The sequence below is a fragment of the Lentzea sp. NPDC054927 genome (genome assembly GCF_053610285.1).
In genome coordinates this window covers 52,070-67,702 of record NZ_JBSGXZ010000005.1, presented here as the reverse complement: position 1 = coordinate 67,702, position 15,633 = coordinate 52,070, and the positions used below count along the sequence as shown (strand labels likewise).

Annotated in this window: 15 protein-coding genes and 1 tRNA gene; 6 read left to right on the top strand and 10 right to left on the bottom strand. The window is 68.3% G+C overall.

Features of this window, described 5'->3' with window-relative positions; all coding sequences use genetic code 11:
* Positions 1 to 50 precede the first annotated feature (50 nt).
* On the top strand, positions 51 to 446 hold the full coding sequence (locus tag ACWGE0_RS10300) for a RidA family protein (protein WP_452260839.1): 396 nt from the start codon (positions 51 to 53) through the stop codon (positions 444 to 446).
* Between the two features lie 52 nt (positions 447 to 498).
* Here the strand turns inward: ACWGE0_RS10300 and ACWGE0_RS10295 are convergent, their stop codons facing one another.
* Complete coding sequence (locus ACWGE0_RS10295; RefSeq protein ID WP_452260589.1) at positions 499 to 1,077, bottom strand: hypothetical protein; 579 nt, start codon at positions 1,075 to 1,077, stop codon at positions 499 to 501.
* Between the two features lie 28 nt (positions 1,078 to 1,105).
* Between ACWGE0_RS10295 and ACWGE0_RS10290 the strand changes: the two genes are divergently transcribed.
* Together ACWGE0_RS10290 and ACWGE0_RS10285 are read left to right on the top strand one after the other, a co-directional pair.
* Complete coding sequence (locus tag ACWGE0_RS10290) at positions 1,106 to 1,507, top strand: winged helix-turn-helix transcriptional regulator (RefSeq protein ID WP_452260588.1); 402 nt, start codon at positions 1,106 to 1,108, stop codon at positions 1,505 to 1,507.
* 219 nt (positions 1,508 to 1,726) lie between these two features.
* Positions 1,727 to 1,930 carry a cold-shock protein gene (locus tag ACWGE0_RS10285; RefSeq protein WP_319971049.1) on the top strand — a complete coding sequence of 68 codons (204 nt, stop codon included), beginning with the start codon at positions 1,727 to 1,729 and terminating at the stop codon, positions 1,928 to 1,930.
* 138 nt (positions 1,931 to 2,068) lie between these two features.
* Here ACWGE0_RS10285 and ACWGE0_RS10280 read toward each other — a convergent pair whose 3' ends face one another.
* Positions 2,069 to 3,367, bottom strand: coding sequence for a beta-ketoacyl [acyl carrier protein] synthase domain-containing protein (locus ACWGE0_RS10280; protein ID WP_452260587.1), 1,299 nt, complete (start codon positions 3,365 to 3,367; stop codon positions 2,069 to 2,071).
* A gap of 157 nt (positions 3,368 to 3,524) precedes the next feature.
* Here ACWGE0_RS10280 and asnB point away from each other — a divergent pair, with 157 nt between their 5' ends.
* On the top strand, positions 3,525 to 5,378 hold the full coding sequence (gene asnB / locus ACWGE0_RS10275; protein ID WP_452260586.1) for an asparagine synthase (glutamine-hydrolyzing): 1,854 nt from the start codon (positions 3,525 to 3,527) through the stop codon (positions 5,376 to 5,378).
* Here asnB and ACWGE0_RS10270 read toward each other — a convergent pair.
* The 4 genes from ACWGE0_RS10270 to ACWGE0_RS10255 form a co-directional block, all read right to left on the bottom strand.
* Positions 5,351 to 5,974 carry a response regulator gene (locus ACWGE0_RS10270; RefSeq protein ID WP_452260585.1) on the bottom strand — a complete coding sequence of 208 codons (624 nt, stop codon included), beginning with the start codon at positions 5,972 to 5,974 and terminating at the stop codon, positions 5,351 to 5,353. The two genes, asnB and ACWGE0_RS10270, sit on opposite strands and share 28 nt — an antisense overlap.
* Positions 5,971 to 7,065, bottom strand: coding sequence for a sensor histidine kinase (locus ACWGE0_RS10265; RefSeq protein ID WP_452260584.1), 1,095 nt, complete (start codon positions 7,063 to 7,065; stop codon positions 5,971 to 5,973). Before ACWGE0_RS10265 ends, ACWGE0_RS10270 begins: the two co-directional genes overlap by 4 nt.
* 5 nt (positions 7,066 to 7,070) lie before the next feature.
* Positions 7,071 to 7,634 carry a hypothetical protein gene (locus ACWGE0_RS10260; protein WP_452260583.1) on the bottom strand — a complete coding sequence of 188 codons (564 nt, stop codon included), beginning with the start codon at positions 7,632 to 7,634 and terminating at the stop codon, positions 7,071 to 7,073.
* A 123-nt stretch (positions 7,635 to 7,757) separates the two neighbouring features.
* Positions 7,758 to 8,273, bottom strand: coding sequence for a MarR family winged helix-turn-helix transcriptional regulator (locus ACWGE0_RS10255; RefSeq protein ID WP_452260582.1), 516 nt, complete (start codon positions 8,271 to 8,273; stop codon positions 7,758 to 7,760).
* Positions 8,274 to 8,418: 145 nt separating this feature from the next.
* Here ACWGE0_RS10255 and ACWGE0_RS10250 point away from each other — a divergent pair, with 145 nt between their 5' ends.
* On the top strand, positions 8,419 to 9,540 hold the full coding sequence (locus ACWGE0_RS10250) for an ABC transporter substrate-binding protein (RefSeq protein ID WP_452260581.1): 1,122 nt from the start codon (positions 8,419 to 8,421) through the stop codon (positions 9,538 to 9,540).
* 61 nt (positions 9,541 to 9,601) lie between these two features.
* Here the strand turns inward: ACWGE0_RS10250 and ACWGE0_RS10245 are convergent, their stop codons facing one another.
* Together ACWGE0_RS10245 and ACWGE0_RS10240 are read right to left on the bottom strand one after the other, a co-directional pair.
* Positions 9,602 to 11,704, bottom strand: a complete 2,103-nt coding sequence (locus ACWGE0_RS10245; protein ID WP_452260580.1) for a DEAD/DEAH box helicase — start codon at positions 11,702 to 11,704, stop codon at positions 9,602 to 9,604.
* 372 nt (positions 11,705 to 12,076) lie between these two features.
* Positions 12,077 to 12,149: transfer RNA gene (locus ACWGE0_RS10240), tRNA-Ala, on the bottom strand.
* A 123-nt stretch (positions 12,150 to 12,272) separates the two neighbouring features.
* Between ACWGE0_RS10240 and ACWGE0_RS10235 the strand changes: the two genes are divergently transcribed.
* A complete protein-coding gene (locus tag ACWGE0_RS10235; RefSeq protein ID WP_452260579.1) occupies positions 12,273 to 13,511 on the top strand; it encodes a phenylacetate--CoA ligase family protein in 1,239 nt (412 codons plus the stop codon).
* On the opposite strand, the gene ACWGE0_RS10230 is transcribed toward ACWGE0_RS10235, so the two are convergent.
* The gene (locus tag ACWGE0_RS10230) at positions 13,504 to 14,289 is read right to left on the bottom strand and encodes a DsbA family protein (RefSeq protein ID WP_452260578.1); all 786 of its coding nucleotides are present in this window, start codon (positions 14,287 to 14,289) and stop codon (positions 13,504 to 13,506) included. The genes ACWGE0_RS10235 and ACWGE0_RS10230 overlap by 8 nt on opposite strands.
* A gap of 46 nt (positions 14,290 to 14,335) precedes the next feature.
* Complete coding sequence (locus tag ACWGE0_RS10225; RefSeq protein WP_452260577.1) at positions 14,336 to 15,622, bottom strand: MFS transporter; 1,287 nt, start codon at positions 15,620 to 15,622, stop codon at positions 14,336 to 14,338.
* Between the last annotated feature and the right edge of the window lie 11 nt (positions 15,623 to 15,633).

Genomic DNA, 15,633 nt, shown 5'->3' with positions numbered 1-15,633 from the left:
TGGAAGCTGATCACCACAACATCAAGATCTCGAACGGAGCCGAAGTGGCAGTGCAACGATCAGCGATCAACCCGTGGCCGTGGTCCGCGGAGCTGGGCTACAACCAGGGCGAGGTCGTCTCCGGACACACGCGGACCCTGTACTGCGCAGGCCAGGCCTCGATGAGCGCCGACGGCAAACCCCAGCACGCCGGCGACATGGCCGCCCAGCTCGCACTGACCCTCGACAACCTGGAAGCGGTCCTCAGCGAGGCCGGCATGTCCCTGGGCAATCTCGTCCGGCTCAACGTCTACGCCACCGACGTGGACCTGCTGTTCCAGCACTACGGCGTGCTGGCCGCACGCCTGGGTGCCGCCGGGGTGGCTCCGGCCTCCACGATGCTGGGCGTGAGCCGGTTGGCGCTCCCGGACCTGATGGTCGAACTTGAGGGGACCGCCATCGGGTGACCCCCGAACAGCCGACACGCGGTCACCACCGGTGGCCGCGTGTCAGCCGGCCTCAGGACGTGCGGCGATCCACCGCGATCCAGTTCGTCTCCCACGTGGTCCCGCCGTCGCCCGAGAACGCCTGCTCGAACCGCGCCGTGTCCACCCCCTGCCGGAACACGAGGAACCGCACCTTGATCGGCCGGCCGTCCAGCTGGTCGTCCCCGTAGAACGCACCCACCCCGTCGCGGAACCCGCCGAACACGGCCGGCGTGAGCAGCCCGTTGCGCATGCTGACGAACGTCAGACTCCACCGCGTCGCCTGAGGCTCGTACAGCCGCAGGTTCATCCCGTCGATGCGCCCGCTCGGCCCCGAGACCTTGAGCTCGACGACGTTCGCCCGCCGGTCCATCAGCGGCCGCACGACGCTGGTTCCGGAGAACTGCAGCCACTCGTCGGCGGACCCCGAAAGCGGCTCGGCCAGCACCCGCACCGAGGTTCGCCAACTCCCGATCTCCCAGTCGAAGTCGCGCTGACCGTCAGCAACGGTCGACGAGGCGGGAGGCGTCGACGCATCACCCGACACCGCGCTCCCGATCAGCAAGAAGGCCGAAAGGCCGGCCACGAGGAATCGTCTGTATGGCACCGTCATGGCCCGACTATCCGAGCGGAGTGCGGCCGTGAACAAGAAGGCACCTGCAGGTAACCCCTCGCGCCCCAACCCGCTGCCGGGCTGCCCGATGGCCGCCGCCTTCGCCGCGATAGGCGGCAAGTGGAAGCTGACCCTGCTCTACTGGCTGGCCCACGGCGAATCCCACTTCGCCGCCCTCCGCCGCCGCGCCGCCCCCATCACCCCCAAGGTGCTGACCGAACAGCTGCGCGAGCTGGAAGCCGACGGCTTGATCGAACGCGTGGAGACCGGACCGGTCCCCGCGCCCGTCATCTACCGCCTCACTCCATACGGGACCACCGTGCTGCCAGTGGTCGAGGGAGTCCGGGTGTGGGGTGAGACACACCTGGAGATCACACGGGGTGAAACCGCACCACACAAGCCGATGGGCTGCGCAAACGCGATCTTCTAGAACCCGCCGACCGGCCACACGACCAGCAACGACACATCAGAGATCGCGCGAGCGCGCGCGCCCGTGTAAGGTGGTTCCTATCAGTCAGTCATGGTTCCGAAGTACAGGTCGCCCGTGATCAAGTGTCACGGGCGTTTTGCTGTTTCAGCGTCACCGCGGCCATGGCGGATTACAACCGGTCCCGCATCTGCGGGGCCATTCAAATGCTTGGAGTGCACCATGGCCACCGGAACCGTCAAGTGGTTCAACGCTGAAAAGGGCTTCGGCTTCATCGAGCAGGACGGTGGCGGCGCCGACGTCTTCGCCCACTACTCGAACATCGCTGCCCAGGGCTACCGTGAGCTGCAGGAAGGCCAGAAGGTCTCCTTCGACATCACGCAGGGCCAGAAGGGCCCGCAGGCGGAGAACATCGTCCCCGCCTAGTCCTCACGTCAGCCGCCGACACACCGGCGGCAGTCACGGACAACACCAGAGCCCGGCCGGATTCGTCCGGCCGGGCTCTGTCCTGTTCGGAGCATCACCGTCCACAGCGGACCGATCTCGAACGCCTGCGACGTCTGATCAGCGCGGTGGTTCGCCTACAAGAACGTGCACGAACGTGCCGGACAGGCCGTAGCTGCTGACCCCGGCGATCGCCGGGCCGTCGCCCGGCCACGGCATCGCCTGTGGCACCGGGGCGATGTTGAGCCCCTTCCAGTCCACCTGGGACGTGGGCCGGTCGCTGTGGAGGCTGCCGGGAACGGTCCGTTCCCGCACCGCGAACGCCGCCTTGATCAGCCCGGCGATGCCGCCCGCGGCTTCGGGGTGGCCGATGTTCGTCTTGACGGAGCCCACGAGGCAGGGGCTGTGCGCCGGCCGGCCGGCTCCGATGGTGGCGCCGATGGCCTGCAGTTCCAGCCGATCGCCGGACGGTGCGGCGTTGCCGTGGGCCTCCACGTAGCCGATGGCATCCGGCGTGATGCCCGCGGTGGCCACGGCCCGCGTGATCACCTGCTGGTAGCCCTCCACCGACGGCGCGATGACCGCCTTGGCCGTTCGGCCCTTGCTGGCCTGTGCGCTGCCGAGGATGAGCGCGTGGATCGTGTCGCCGTCCGCCTGCGCACTCGAAAGTCGTTTGAGGGCGAGCACTCCGGCACCGTCGCTGCGGATGAAGCCGTCGGCGTCCTCATGAGCGAACCGGCAGCGCCCGGAGGCGGACAGCATTCCGGCAGCGGAGTAACCGGCGGTGTGGTCGGTGCCCAGCACGAGACTGACGCCACCGGCCAGCGCCACGTCGCACTCACCGGTGCGGAGGCTCTGGCAGGCGAGGTGCACGGCCAGGGTGCCGGAGGAGCAGGCCGCGTCGACGGTGGCGCACGGGCCGCGCAGGTCCCACGCGTAGCTGATGCGGCCGGACGCGCAGCTGCGTGCCGCGGCGGCCGCGATGGCGTACATGTCGACAGTGGTGGTGCCGTGCAGGCGATCCCAGTGCTCACCGGTGCTCTGCCCCATGAACACGCCGATGTCCTGCCCGGCGATCGTCTCGTCCGGCAGTCCGGCATCGGACAACGCGTCACGGGCACACGCCAGCAGGACCCGGTGCTGCGGATCGAGAGTCGCGTTCTCCCGTTCGGTGACGAAGTAGGCGTCCGGCAGGAACTCCTCGGTGTCGTCGACGAAGCCGCCGTCGAGGCTGACCAGCCGACCGGCCAGGCGCGGTGTCGGGTCGTGCAGCGCGCGAGCGTCGAACCGGTCCGCGGGCGCCTCCCCGGTCACCGCGTCGACCTCGCCGCACACCAGCTCCCACAACTGCTGAGGACTGGCGGCGCCGGGGAACCGGCACCCCATGCCGACGATCGCGATCGGCTCACTGGTGTTCATCAAGACCTCTTCTGACGCGGGAACGGCACGACCGTAGTAGTCGGCCGATGCTCGACACATGATCGTCATCACTTTGGGTGACGCAATTGGGACTTTGGGTGACCGACCTGTTCTCATTGGCCACTCCTGATCATTCGATCGAAAGAACCGTGAGCCGATGTGCGGCATCGCAGGCTGGGCCGACCTCACCCGTCCCTCGACCGGGATGCGCGACCGCGTCCAGCGGATGAACGACGCCATGGCGTTCCGCGGACCTGACGGGGACGGCATCTGGGCCGGCCGGCACGCCGTGTTCGGCCACCGCCGCCTGGCCGTGCTGGACCCGGCACACGGCCAGCAGCCCATGGTCTTCACCGACGACAGCGACGAACCGGTCGTCGCGCTGACCTACAGCGGTGAGGTCTACAACCACCGCGAACTGCGCGACGAACTGGAGCGGCGCGGCCACAAGTTCCGCACCGGCACCGACACCGAGGTCGTGCTGCACGCCTACCTCGAATGGGGCGTCGACGCGGTCTCACACCTCAACGGCATGTACGCGTTCGCGATCTGGGACCAGTTGCGCGGCCGGCTCGTCCTGGTCCGCGACCGGCTCGGCGTCAAACCCCTGCACTACACGCGGCACGGCGCCGGTCTGCTGTTCGCCTCCGAACCCAAAAGCCTGTTCGCGAACGGCCTGGTGAGCCCGTCCGTGAGCACCAACGGATTACGTGACCTGCTCGCGTCCGTGCACACCCCCGGACAGAGCCTCTTCCAAGGCGTGCACGAGGTCCGGCCGGGCACCGTCGTGATCCTCGACGCGAACGGCGTGCACGAACAGCGTTACTGGCAACTGGAAGCACGCCCGCACCACGAGACCGTCGACACCACGATCACCCACGTCGCCGATCTCCTGGAAGACATCACCGCGCGCCACATCCAGGCCGACGTCCCGCTCGGTGCCCTGCTCTCCGGCGGCCTGGACTCCAGCGCCCTGGTGGCACTCGGCCAACGCGGCGCACAACGCGCAGGCATGTCGCCGCTGCGCACGTTCTCCGTCGACTTCGCGGGCAATGCCGACCACTTCACCGGCACCGGCCTGCGGTCCACTCCGGACGCTCCGTTCGTGCGGGACGTCGCAACCCACTGCGGTGTCGACCACACCGACATCGTGCTGGACGCCGTCGAGCTGACCGATCCCCGGCACCGGCAAGCCGTGGTGACCGCCAAGGACGCACCAGCGCTCGGAGACATGGACACCTCGCTGTACCTGCTGTTCCGCGCGGTTCGCGAGCACACCACCGTGGTGCTCTCCGGGGAAAGCGCGGACGAGGTCTTCGGCGGCTACCCGTGGTTCCACGACACCGACCGCGTCGACTCACACGACTACCCGTGGCGCTACTTCACCGGCCACAGCGGCACCTACCAGGCGTTGCTGCGCAACGACGTCACGACCGAGCTCGACATCGCCGCACACCGCGAAGCGCACTACGACCAAGCCCTGGCCGAAGTACCCCGGTTGACCGGAGAGCCCGGCAGCCGAATGCGAAAGATGATGTACCTGCACCTGACCCGCTGGCTGCCACACCTGCTGGACCGCAAGGACCGGCTGAGCATGGCCGTGGGACTCGAAGTGCGAGTGCCGTTCTGCGACCACCGGCTGGTCGAGTACGCGTTCAACACCCCGTGGACACACCACAACTTCGACAACCGCGAAAAGTCCTTGCTCCGCGCAGCCGCGGCGCCGCTGCTCCCCGCCAGCGTGACCAACCGCACCAAGGCGCCCTACCCCGTCACCCACGACCCGGCCTACCACCGCATGATCACCGCGCAGGCCCGCGACCTGCTGGCCACCCCGTCAGCCCCGGTGTGGACGCTGCTGGACCCCGACCGGCTGCGCACCCGGCTCGATCGCCCCGGCACCGACCACGCCACTCGCTCCGGCATCGACTTCGCCCTCAACCTCGACCTGTGGCTGCGCTCCACCACACGCCGCGGCCCCGATCACACCAGACCGTGCGCCTGGGCGTAGAGGGCGGCCTGGGTGCGGTCGCGCAGCCCGAGCCTGCCGAGGATGCGCGAGATGTGGTTCTTCACCGTGCCCTCGGACAGGTAGAGGCGCTCGGCGATCTCCCGGTTGGTGGCCCCTGCCGCGACCAGCCGCAGCACCTCGACCTCCCGCACGGTCAGCGGCTCGCGACGGCCGTCGGCCCGGTCCAGCACCGCCGCCAATCGGGCCGCGGCGGCAGGGTCGAACTGGGCCACCCCCGCCGCGGCGAGCTTGACCGCCGCCGCCAGTTCCTGCGACGGCAGGTCCTTGAGCAGATAGCCGGTCGCACCCGCGCGCAGTGAGCGCACCACGTAGTCCTCGTCGTCGAACGTGGTCAGCATGACCACCCGGCACGCAGGGGCACGCCTGCGCAGCAACGCCACCGCCTCGACCCCGTCCATTCCGGGCATCCGCACGTCCATCAGCACCACGTCCGGGGCCAGCGTCACCGCCTGTTCCACGGCCTCGAGCCCGTCCGCGGCGGTGCCGACGACCTCGATGCCGGACTGCAGGCCCAGCAGGGAGGCGATGCCCTCGCGGATCAGCCGCTGGTCGTCGACGACCAGCACGCGCGTCACGCTGGCCTCGCCGCGGGGATCGTCACGGTCAGCCTCGTGCCGGCCGACGTGCTGGCGAGGTCGACCCGCCCACCTGCCAGCGCGACCCGTTCCCGCATCCCGAGCAACCCGAACCCCTCTGCCGCCGCGCCCATGCCCCGCCCGTCGTCGGCCACGGTCAGCCGGGCCCGTTCGGCGTCGAGGTCGACCGCGACGGCGATGCACCTGGCAGCGGCGTGCCTGCGCGAGTTGGTGATGCCCTCCTGCGCGGCGCGGTACAGCGCGTGCAGGGCACCGGTGTCGTGGCCTTCGGGGGAACCGCTGACCGTCAGGGTCACATCGTCCTGGCCCGCGACCAGTTCGTCGAGAGCGGCGAGCAGGTGAAACGTTCGCAGCGACCGCACCGACTCGCGCACCTCGCCCAGCGCACGCCGCGCCGACCGTTCGGCGTCGAGCACGGCGGCCTTCGCGGTGTCCGGTTCACGGTCGTGGAACGCGGCGGCCTTCTCCAGCAACACCACGATCGCCGTCAGGTGGTGACCGAGATCGTCGTGCAGGTCCCTGGCCACCCTGGCCCGTTCCGCCGCGGCCGACAGCTCCGCCACCGTGCGATGCGACTCCAGCAGCCGAATCCGCCCATCGCGCTCGCGCACCGCCACCGCGGCCATCGCAATGGTGAGCACCAGCCCGACGGTGAACATCACCAGATCCGACACCTGCTCCACATGCGCGTACCAGTCGGGAGTGCTGACCACCGCCACCGCCAAGCACACCGCGGCCAGCCCGACCGCCACCCGCTGCCCGAACGCGAAGTACGCCGCGAACGGCAAGAGCAGCAACAACACCCGCGCCAGCCCAGACCCGTCCACGTACGCCACACCCACGTACAGAACCGCCCGCAACACCAACAACGCCGCCGCCACCGGCTTCGGCGTGCGCACCGGATAACGCCGGACCTCCGCCAGATCCACGGCCACGAGCACCACCAGCCCACCGACCAGCAACGGCAACCTGGTGGTGCCAAGCCCGGAAACCGCGGCATAAACCCCCGCGATCAACACCGCGGCGCACAGCACGGGCGAGACCCAGGGCGCCGGTCGCGAGGTGTGCATGCCGCTCAGGCTAATGCCGAACGCGCAGGCCACACCGCCGCGGAAAGCCACACCAACACCGCCGCGCACACAACGTGCAGCAGCGCGGACCAAGGCGTGTCCGGCAGCGCCGCGAACACCGCCAGCAACGTGAAACTGACCCCGTACCCCCACGCCGGAACCGCGGGAAACACCTTGGCCCGCACCATCGACACCCCGAACAACACGGTGCCGAGCACGAACACCAGCGAGCCCGCCTTCAGCACCACCTTCGTCAGCGTGGCCACCTGCTCCGGCTGCTGGAAGAAGATCACCAGGTTCAACGCGAACGCCACCCCGGTGAACAACCCCAGCCCGATCATGTTCGCCGCGAAGGCGAACGCCCCGAACCTCCCGGACGCGTGCGCCTGGTGCCCGTGGAACGCCACCACCGCGGGCGCACCGAACGCCGTCCCCAACCCGATCGCCAAGCTGGTAGCCGCCGTCTCCCCGGTGAACGCCTCGACAGCCCCGGGCACCCCGATCGACAAGGCGAGCACGACCCCGCACACCGCACCGAACCTCGGCAAGAAGATCTTGTCATCCGTCACGTCACCGACGCTATGAGCGCGAAGCCGGTGCCCCGAAGTCCCCACCGGCCACTTCGGACGTCAAAGGTAATGGTGCGAGGGGTGCCGACCTGCACGTGCCGGTGGGGCCGATCAGCAGGACCTTCACTGCTGTTCTTCGTTTGCGGGATGTGCCTTGTCCCGCACCAGGCCGCGGGGAGAGTGGGCCAGCAGCTTCGTCACCAACTCCCGCAGGATCAGGCGCTCGACCGTGGTGAGCGGATCGAACAGGGCCGCGGTGATCTGGGGCACGTGTGCCTCGAGCGCTCGCCGCAGCAGTTCGTGGCCCTGCGCGGTCGGTTCCAGCAGCACGGCCCGGCGGTCGTCGGGGTGCGGGTGCCTGACGAGCAGACCGGCCTCCTCCATGCGGGCGATCAGGCGGGTCAGGCCGCCGGAGGTGAAGACCAGGTCCTCGGCGAGACGGGCGCTGGTGGTCCGGCCGTTCGGATGGCGGGCCAGTCGCAGCAGGACGTCGAACTCGGACCCGCCGAGCCCCGAGGCCTCCCGGATGAGCTGCTCGGCCCGTCCGCCCACCGAGTCGGTCAGCCGCAGGATGTCGCCGTACAGCACGACCGCCTCGTTCTCGAGGTGCTCCGCAGAGCCGGCCCTGTCGTCCGCCATAACCCTTACTGTACAGCAACCCTTCCTCCGCGCTGAGCACGATAAACGCACTACAAGCGCCTCTTGACAGCCAACTGACAGCTACAGATAGCTGCGCAGTCAGCTAGTTTGATGCCGGAAACGAACCTTGCGAGAGGGAATGGTCATGACGATCGGCCGACGTCGGGTACTGGCGGGCGGCGCACTCGCGGCCGCGGGAGTGCTGACAGGAAGTGCGACCGGGCAGGCGGCGCCACGGCCCGGTGCCGCAGTCCGCGAGGAGACCAAGAGTCTGGAGCAGCTCTACCGGGAGGCGAAGTCAGAAGGCGGCACCCTGACCGTCTACGCGGGCGGCGACACCGCGACCCAGCAGGACGGCAACAAGGCTGCGTTCGAGAAGGCGTTTCCTGGCATCACGGTGAAGATGGTCGTGGACTACAGCAAGTTCCACGACGCGCGCGTCGACATCCAGCTGGCCACCGGCACTCTCGTGCCCGATGTCGTCCAGTTGCAGACGCTCCAGGACTTTCCCCGGTGGAAGGCCGCAGGCGCGTTGCTGCCCTACAAACCGGCCGGGTTCTCCCGGATCCACCCCGCCTTCAGGGACACCGACGGTGCCTGGACCGGGATCTTCGTCGACGCCTTCTCGACCATCTACAACGCCGTCGAGGCGGGCTCGAACCCGCCCTTGACCGCCGAAAGCCTGCTCGATCGCCGGTGGAAGGGCCGGATCGTCTCGACCTTCCCCAACGACGACGACGCGGTGCTGTACCTGTACAAGCTCATCGTCGACAGGTACGGCTGGGACTGGCTGACCAGGTTCGTGGCACAGGACGTGGCCTGGGTCCGCGGCACGCAGGAACCCGCCGACCGGGTCGAGGCGGGCACCGCGGCGGTCGCACTGGGTACCGACGGTGCACTAGTTCCGGGCGCTGACACGAAGACCCGATTCGTCGTGCCGGCGCACGATCCGTTCATGGCCTGGGCCCAGCGTGCCGCCATCTTGGCCGGCGCCCGGCACCCCGCGGCCGCGAAGCTGTACCTGAACTGGTGGCTGTCGAAGCCCACCCAGACCGACTTCTACATGTGGTCCGTGCGCACGGATGTCGCGCCGCCCAAGGGTTATCGCCCGATCTGGGAGTACCGCAACGCCAACTTCGACGGCTTCGAGCGGTTCATGAACGACCGCCGTCTCGTCGAGAGCTTCCGCCAGCAGCTGACCCTGCCCGTCGGCGAGGTCCAGGGCGCACCGTCTCCCGGCTGGCTGGGCCTGCATCCCGGCCGGTGAACCGCAACCGTTGTCCAGCAAGGTTCTCCGCCGCGCGGACCGGATGCCGCTGGGGTGAATCCTAAAGACCGAGGCGCTGCTGTTCGGCCTGCACCACTCGCTGCTCCACCGACACCGCCGAGTCCAGTGCGCTCACGTGCGAGTGCTTCGTGTCGCTCTCGCGCGCGTAGTGGTCGAACAGCAGAGTCTTGTGGTCACGGATCTCCTGCACCCGCGCGTCCACGCTGTCCTTGACCAGCAACCGATGCACGTGGACCTTGCGGACCTGCCCCATCCGGTGACAACGGGCGATCGCCTGATCCTCCGTGCTCGGCTTCCACTGCGGCTCCGCGATGATCACCACGGACGCGGCCTGGATGTTGAGCCCCACACCGCCCGCCTCGATCTGCGCCACCAGTACCGCGTGGTCCTCGCACGCCGTGAACTCATCCACCAGTTGCTGACGGCCCTGCGCCGACGTCGCGCCGGTCAGCGGACCGAAGACCTCGACGTGGTCCGCGACCGCGTCCAGCACGTCGTGGAAGTACGAGAACACCACGACCTTCCAGCCGTTGTCCCTCGACTCCTCGATGATCTCCAGCAACCGCTCCAGCTTCGCCGAACCCCGAGGCGTGCCCGGCGCATACGCGGCGCGGCGCATCGCCATCAGGTTCCCCTCGCGCACCGCGTCGAGGTACGCAAGCTTGTCCTGCTTGCCGAACTCGACCCAGTCCTCCATCTCCAGCAGCTCCGGCAACTCCCCCAGCACGTCCTCCTGGTTGCGCCGCAAGTACACCGGCGCGACAACACGGCGGAAAGCCTTAGCTCCCACCACCGCGTCGGTAGCACCCGTGCGGGCCGCGACACCCGGCTGGAGATAGGCGACCAGGTTGCGGAACTCCTCGACCCGGTTCTCCATCGGCGTACCGGTGAGCAGCACCACCCGCTCCGCCCGCTGCACGACCGTGTTGACCGCCTGCGAGCGCTGCGTGTCCGGGTTCTTCACATAATGCGCCTCGTCCACCACGACCAGCGCCGGACGGAACCTCTTCGGCAGCACCAGCTTCGGCAACGTGCCGAACGTCGTCACACCGACACCGCCCTGCGCCAGCCACTCGCCGAGCGCACCGTCACGCCCCGCACCGTGCATCCGATGCGGCACCAGGTCGCTGTGCCTGGCGATCTCGTTGACCCAGTTGACAACGACGCTCGCCGGGCACACCACCAAGAACCCACGCCGCCCACCAGCCGCGAGGCTCGCCATCACCGCGATGGCCTCGATCGTCTTGCCCAGCCCCATCTCGTCGCCGATGATGACCCGCTTGCGAGCCAGCGCGAACTTGGCCCCGAACACCTGATAACCGCGCAGCGACACCTTCAGCAGACTGGTGTCCAGCGCGGTCGCGTCGACCTCGTGCTCGATGTCAGCCGGCACGAAACCCTTGGCAGCACTACGATCCGGCACCGCCTCCGCACCAGCGAGGTCCGCGAGCAACGTGTTGTAAGCAGCCGCGTCAAGCTCGTAATCACGCCACAACGCGCGATGATCCAGGTCCGGCACCCGCAGCTGCTTGCCCACCGCACGCAACGCCGCAACGTCACGACTGGCCAGCAGAACCTCGAGCCGGCCGAGCGAATCAATGGCCGCCTGCCGGTTCTTCCGCAACGAGAAGAACATCCGCACCCGGCTCCAGGCACGGGACGCGGCACGCACGTCGGCATCGACCCTGCCCAGCACATCCCCGAGCGGCTCACGCAACGGCCCGACGAGCTGGTTCGCCCTGCGCAGCTTGGACATCAGCTGCAGCAACTCGGTCTGCGCGCGGTCAGCCCGATCGGGGTTCAGCCGCACAGTCATGTCACGCGCAACACCGTCGACAACGGCGCGAGCGACCCGCACGATCTGCTCAGCGGACTGCCTGCCAACTCCGGGCACGCCGTCGAGCTGTTCCGGCCGCGCCCCAGCCACGTCCGCGACAGTCCGGTACCCGGCGGCCTTCAGCTTGCTCAGCCGCAGGTTCGCCTTCGTGTCCCGCAGCTTGTCCACCGGCATGGCACGAAGCTGGTCGGCCACCAGCGAATCCCGCACCGCCTGGTACTTCGCAGCGGCAAGCGCGAGCAACCGATCCGGTTCCGCCCGCACCCCCGCCGCCTCGGCGCGGAACTCCTTCGCGGCAGCCAGCACCCCGCGAGCATGCCTACCGACCTTCGACGAGTCGTCCACCCGTGTCCTTCCGTCAGGCGGCCCGAGAATACCCAAGCGAGTTCCCATGTAGGTCCACAGCTTCTGCACACCTAACGACGTCCTGGACGACTCCAACGATCTGCAGCGTCGTCAGCGGGAGAGGCCCGACATCACCCCGAACAGCAAGAAACCCGCCTGACCAGCGATGATCGCCAGATCTGACGCCACAACACGAGAACCCCGACCCGATGAGCAACCTACGGGGGTCCGGGGGCTTGCCCCCGGCGTGGGGTCTGGGGGCTCGGCCCCCAGAAGACACCAGCGAAACGCAAAATGGCGAGCGCTCTTTGCGAGCACTCGCCATCCAATGCGTGGAGCTGAGGGGACTCGAACCCCTGACCCTCACACTGCCAGTGTGATGCGCTACCAGCTGCGCCACAGCCCCTTGAAGGTCCACGTTCCTGGTAGGTTTCCCTGCCGTTCTCGTGTGGCAATACCGTACATCAAGAGGTCCACGAGATAAAAATCGGGGGTATCCAAACCCCATTCGGCCTGGTAGGACCGGGTGATGACCGCCGGAGCGCCGTTCGACCCGAAGATCGAGTGCATGGACCCCGAGGCCCGTCGCGAGCTGCAGGAACAGCGCTTGCAAGGCCTTGTCGACAGGCTGCTCGGCACCGACAACTTCCAGGGCGCGCGGCTCAGGGATCATGGAGTGACGCGCGGCACAGATGTGCGTCTCGACGAGATCCATCTGCTGCCTGCGATCACCAAGCAGGACTTGTGGGACCACTACCCGTTCGGGCTGCGGATCGCGCCGCAGGAAGACATCGTGTGCGTGCACGGGTCGTCGGGGACGGGTGGGCGGCCGACGCTCATTCCCTACACCGCCAACGACGTCGAGATCTGGTCCGAGGTGATGGCCAGGGCGTTGAAGGGTGCGGGAGCGACCAGGTCCTCGACCATCCACAACGCTTACGGCTACGGGCTTTTCACCGGCGGGCTCGGGGTGCATCACGGTGGCCTCAAGCTCGGAGCCACGGTCGTTCCGATGTCGGGCGGCATGACGGAGCGGCAGGTCAGGCTCATCGAGGACCTGAAGCCGGACGTCCTGTGCTGCACGCCGTCGTACGCGCTGAGGCTTGCGGACGATCTCGGCGAGACCAGCATCGAGGTCGGTGTCTTCGGCGCCGAGCCGTGGACCGAGGAGATGCGCCAGGAGATCCAGCAGCGGCTGAACATCAGGGCGCTCGACATCTACGGGCTGTCCGAAGTGATCGGTCCGGGTGTGGCGTGCGAATCCCTTGACTCCGAAGGGCTTCTCAACATCGCGGAGGACCACTTCTACCCCGAGACCGAGGACGGCGAGCTCATCTTCACCACGCTCACCAAGACCGGCATGCCGCTGCTCCGGTACCGCACGGGTGACGTCGCGACGCTGCACGAGCCGGCGGGCCAGCGGACGCTGAGGCGCATGAGCAAGCTCAAGGGCCGCAAGGACGACATGCTCATCATCCGCGGCGTCAACGTGTTCCCGACGGAGATCGAGGCGGTGATTCTCAGCCTCGCGAGCCCGCACTACCTGATCGTCGAGGACCGCCGGACGACCACTGCACAACTGCACGTGGCCGTTGAGTCCACACAGGACATCAAGAGCAAGCTGAGCCAGGACCTCAAGGAACGCCTCGGCATCACGTGCCAGGTCCACGTTCTCGAGCCGGGCAAGCTGCCGCGCACGGAGCAAGGAAAAGCACAGCGCCTGGCCCGATGGACTCAGGGCCAGGCGCCGATCGACGGACTCACTTAGTCAGGTCGGAGAGCCAGTTCTTGTTGTCGAGGTCGACGAGCTTGCCACCGGAGGCGACGCTGGGCGTGCCGCGGAAGCGGCCCGTCTCGGCGTCCTTCAGAGCCGGGTCGTTGCTGGTCTTCGACATCAGCTCGTCCAGCTGCGACTTGTAGGTCTGGTTCCGCACGCAGGATTCGAAGCCGGCGGACGTCACACCGACTTCCTTGCCCAGCTTGATGAGCTGGTCCTTGGTGTAGCCGGCATCGCCTTCCTCCGGCTGCGCGTAGAACAGCGCCGCGTGGAAGGCGTTGAACTTGCCGTCGTCGGCCACGCACAGGCCCGCGTTGGCCGAGTCGGACGAGTAGCCCGGCGGATCCGAGCGGCTGTCCAGCATCGGCAGCATGTGGTAGCGGACCTTGATCTTGCCGTCCTCGACGGCCTTCTTGATGTCCGAACCGTAGGTCTTCTCGAACGTGCCGCAGATCGGGCACAGGAAGTCCTCGTACACGTCGACCGTCGCGGTGGCCGTGTCCTTGCCGACCAGCACGGTGCTGCCGTCGCGGACGGCCGGCGCCGAGATGATGTGGTCGGGAGAGGTCAGCGGGATCGCGTCCGTGGCGGACGTGGACGGCTTCATCTGCTGGAACACGACGTAGCCGATCACCGCGATGGCCAGCACGGCCACGACGGCGACGCCGGCGATCACCTTGGTGCGGTCCGAACCGCCCGAGGCACGAGCCTGGGTCACCGCACGCGCGGCCTGCTTCTTCTTCCGCGCACTGCGCTCTGCTCCACCCACGGCGACGAGGGTAGCGACACAAACTAAAAGAAAGCTGAGTACGCAATCACGCTTCTGGGTGGCGTGGCTTGCCGCCCACGCGTTCGCCGGTCGGGACCTCGGCGCTTTCACCGAGGCAGCCGCTCTCCGGTGCGACCGAGGAGGCCGTGTGCTCCTCCTCGTGTGTGGGCAGGGTCTCGGGGGCCACGAACCAGAAGCCCACGGCCAGCAGCAGCGCGGCACCGGTGACGGCGAACGACGCTTCGAAGCTGAACCAGTCGGCGAGCAGGCCGGCGGAGAGCGGGCCGATGATGGCGCCCAGGTCGGTCACCATCTGGAACCCGGCGAGGACCGGACCGCCCTTGCCGCGGGCACCGATCACGTCGGCCACGACGGCATTCTGCGGCGGGTTCAGCAGGCCCGCGCCCATGCCGGCAACGAGCGAGGCGGCCATGAAGTCCCACATGCCACCGGTGAAGCCCATCCAGATCGTGGCGAGACCGCTGATCACCAGACCGGCGATGGCGACCGGCTTGCGGCCCCACGTGTCCGCGACCTTGCCGGACACGAACAGCATCGCGGCGTTTCCTGCCGCGAACACCGACATCGAGATGCCCGCCAGGGTGGGGCTCTGCTTCAACGCCTCCACCACGAACACCGGCACCAGCGAGATGCGCACGCCGAACACGGCCCACCCGTTGGCGAACCCGGACGCCAGCGCGGCGTGGTAGGCCTTGTGCCGAATCGCCTCGGCGAGCGGCATGTGGCCTTCGCCGTTGGACTTGTCCAGCGCGGCGAGCTCAGAGCCGCGCAAGAAGATCCAGACCACGAACGCGGCGAGGCACAGCAACGCGGCGTACGACACGAACGGCACCCACAGGCCGAGCGGCACGAGCACGGCTCCGACGATGGGGCCCGCGATGTTGCCGATGAGGAAACCCGCCGCCCACAGCCCGGACGCCCGGCCGCGCATCGGCGCCGGGGTGATCCGGATCAGCAGCCCGAGCGCGGCGACGGTGAACATCGTCGACCCGACACCGGCCAGCGCCCGCCACAGGATCATCTCGAGGTAGCTGCCGGAGAACCCGGCCATCGCCGTGCCGAACGCCACGATGAGGATGCCGGCGATGTAGACGTGCGGCTCTCCGAACTTGTTCACCAGCAGGCCGCTGACCGGCGCGAACGCCAGCCTGACCAGGGCGAACACGCTGATCAGCGCCGCCACGGCGGTGTGCCCGACACCGAACTCCGCCGCGAACACCGGCAACACGGGCGCCACGATCCCGAACCCCACGGCGATGATGAAGCTCGCCGCGACCAGAACCCACACCTCGACCGGCAACCGCTCGCGCACAAAGCCTCCCT

What these genes read in the sequence shown, in the direction of transcription:
- asnB (WP_452260586.1), top strand. Translation starts at nt 3,525, where the DNA reads ATGTGCGGCATCGCAGGCTGGGCCGACCTCACCCGTCCCTCGACCGGG.
- ACWGE0_RS10280 (WP_452260587.1), bottom strand. Translation starts at nt 3,367, where the DNA reads ATGAACACCAGTGAGCCGATCGCGATCGTCGGCATGGGGTGCCGGTTC.
- ACWGE0_RS10255 (WP_452260582.1), bottom strand. Translation starts at nt 8,273, where the DNA reads ATGGCGGACGACAGGGCCGGCTCTGCGGAGCACCTCGAGAACGAGGCG.
- ACWGE0_RS10235 (WP_452260579.1), top strand. Translation starts at nt 12,273, where the DNA reads ATGACCGCCGGAGCGCCGTTCGACCCGAAGATCGAGTGCATGGACCCC.
- ACWGE0_RS10265 (WP_452260584.1), bottom strand. Translation starts at nt 7,065, where the DNA reads ATGCACACCTCGCGACCGGCGCCCTGGGTCTCGCCCGTGCTGTGCGCC.
- ACWGE0_RS10250 (WP_452260581.1), top strand. Translation starts at nt 8,419, where the DNA reads ATGACGATCGGCCGACGTCGGGTACTGGCGGGCGGCGCACTCGCGGCC.
- ACWGE0_RS10295 (WP_452260589.1), bottom strand. Translation starts at nt 1,077, where the DNA reads ATGACGGTGCCATACAGACGATTCCTCGTGGCCGGCCTTTCGGCCTTC.
- ACWGE0_RS10285 (WP_319971049.1), top strand. Translation starts at nt 1,727, where the DNA reads ATGGCCACCGGAACCGTCAAGTGGTTCAACGCTGAAAAGGGCTTCGGC.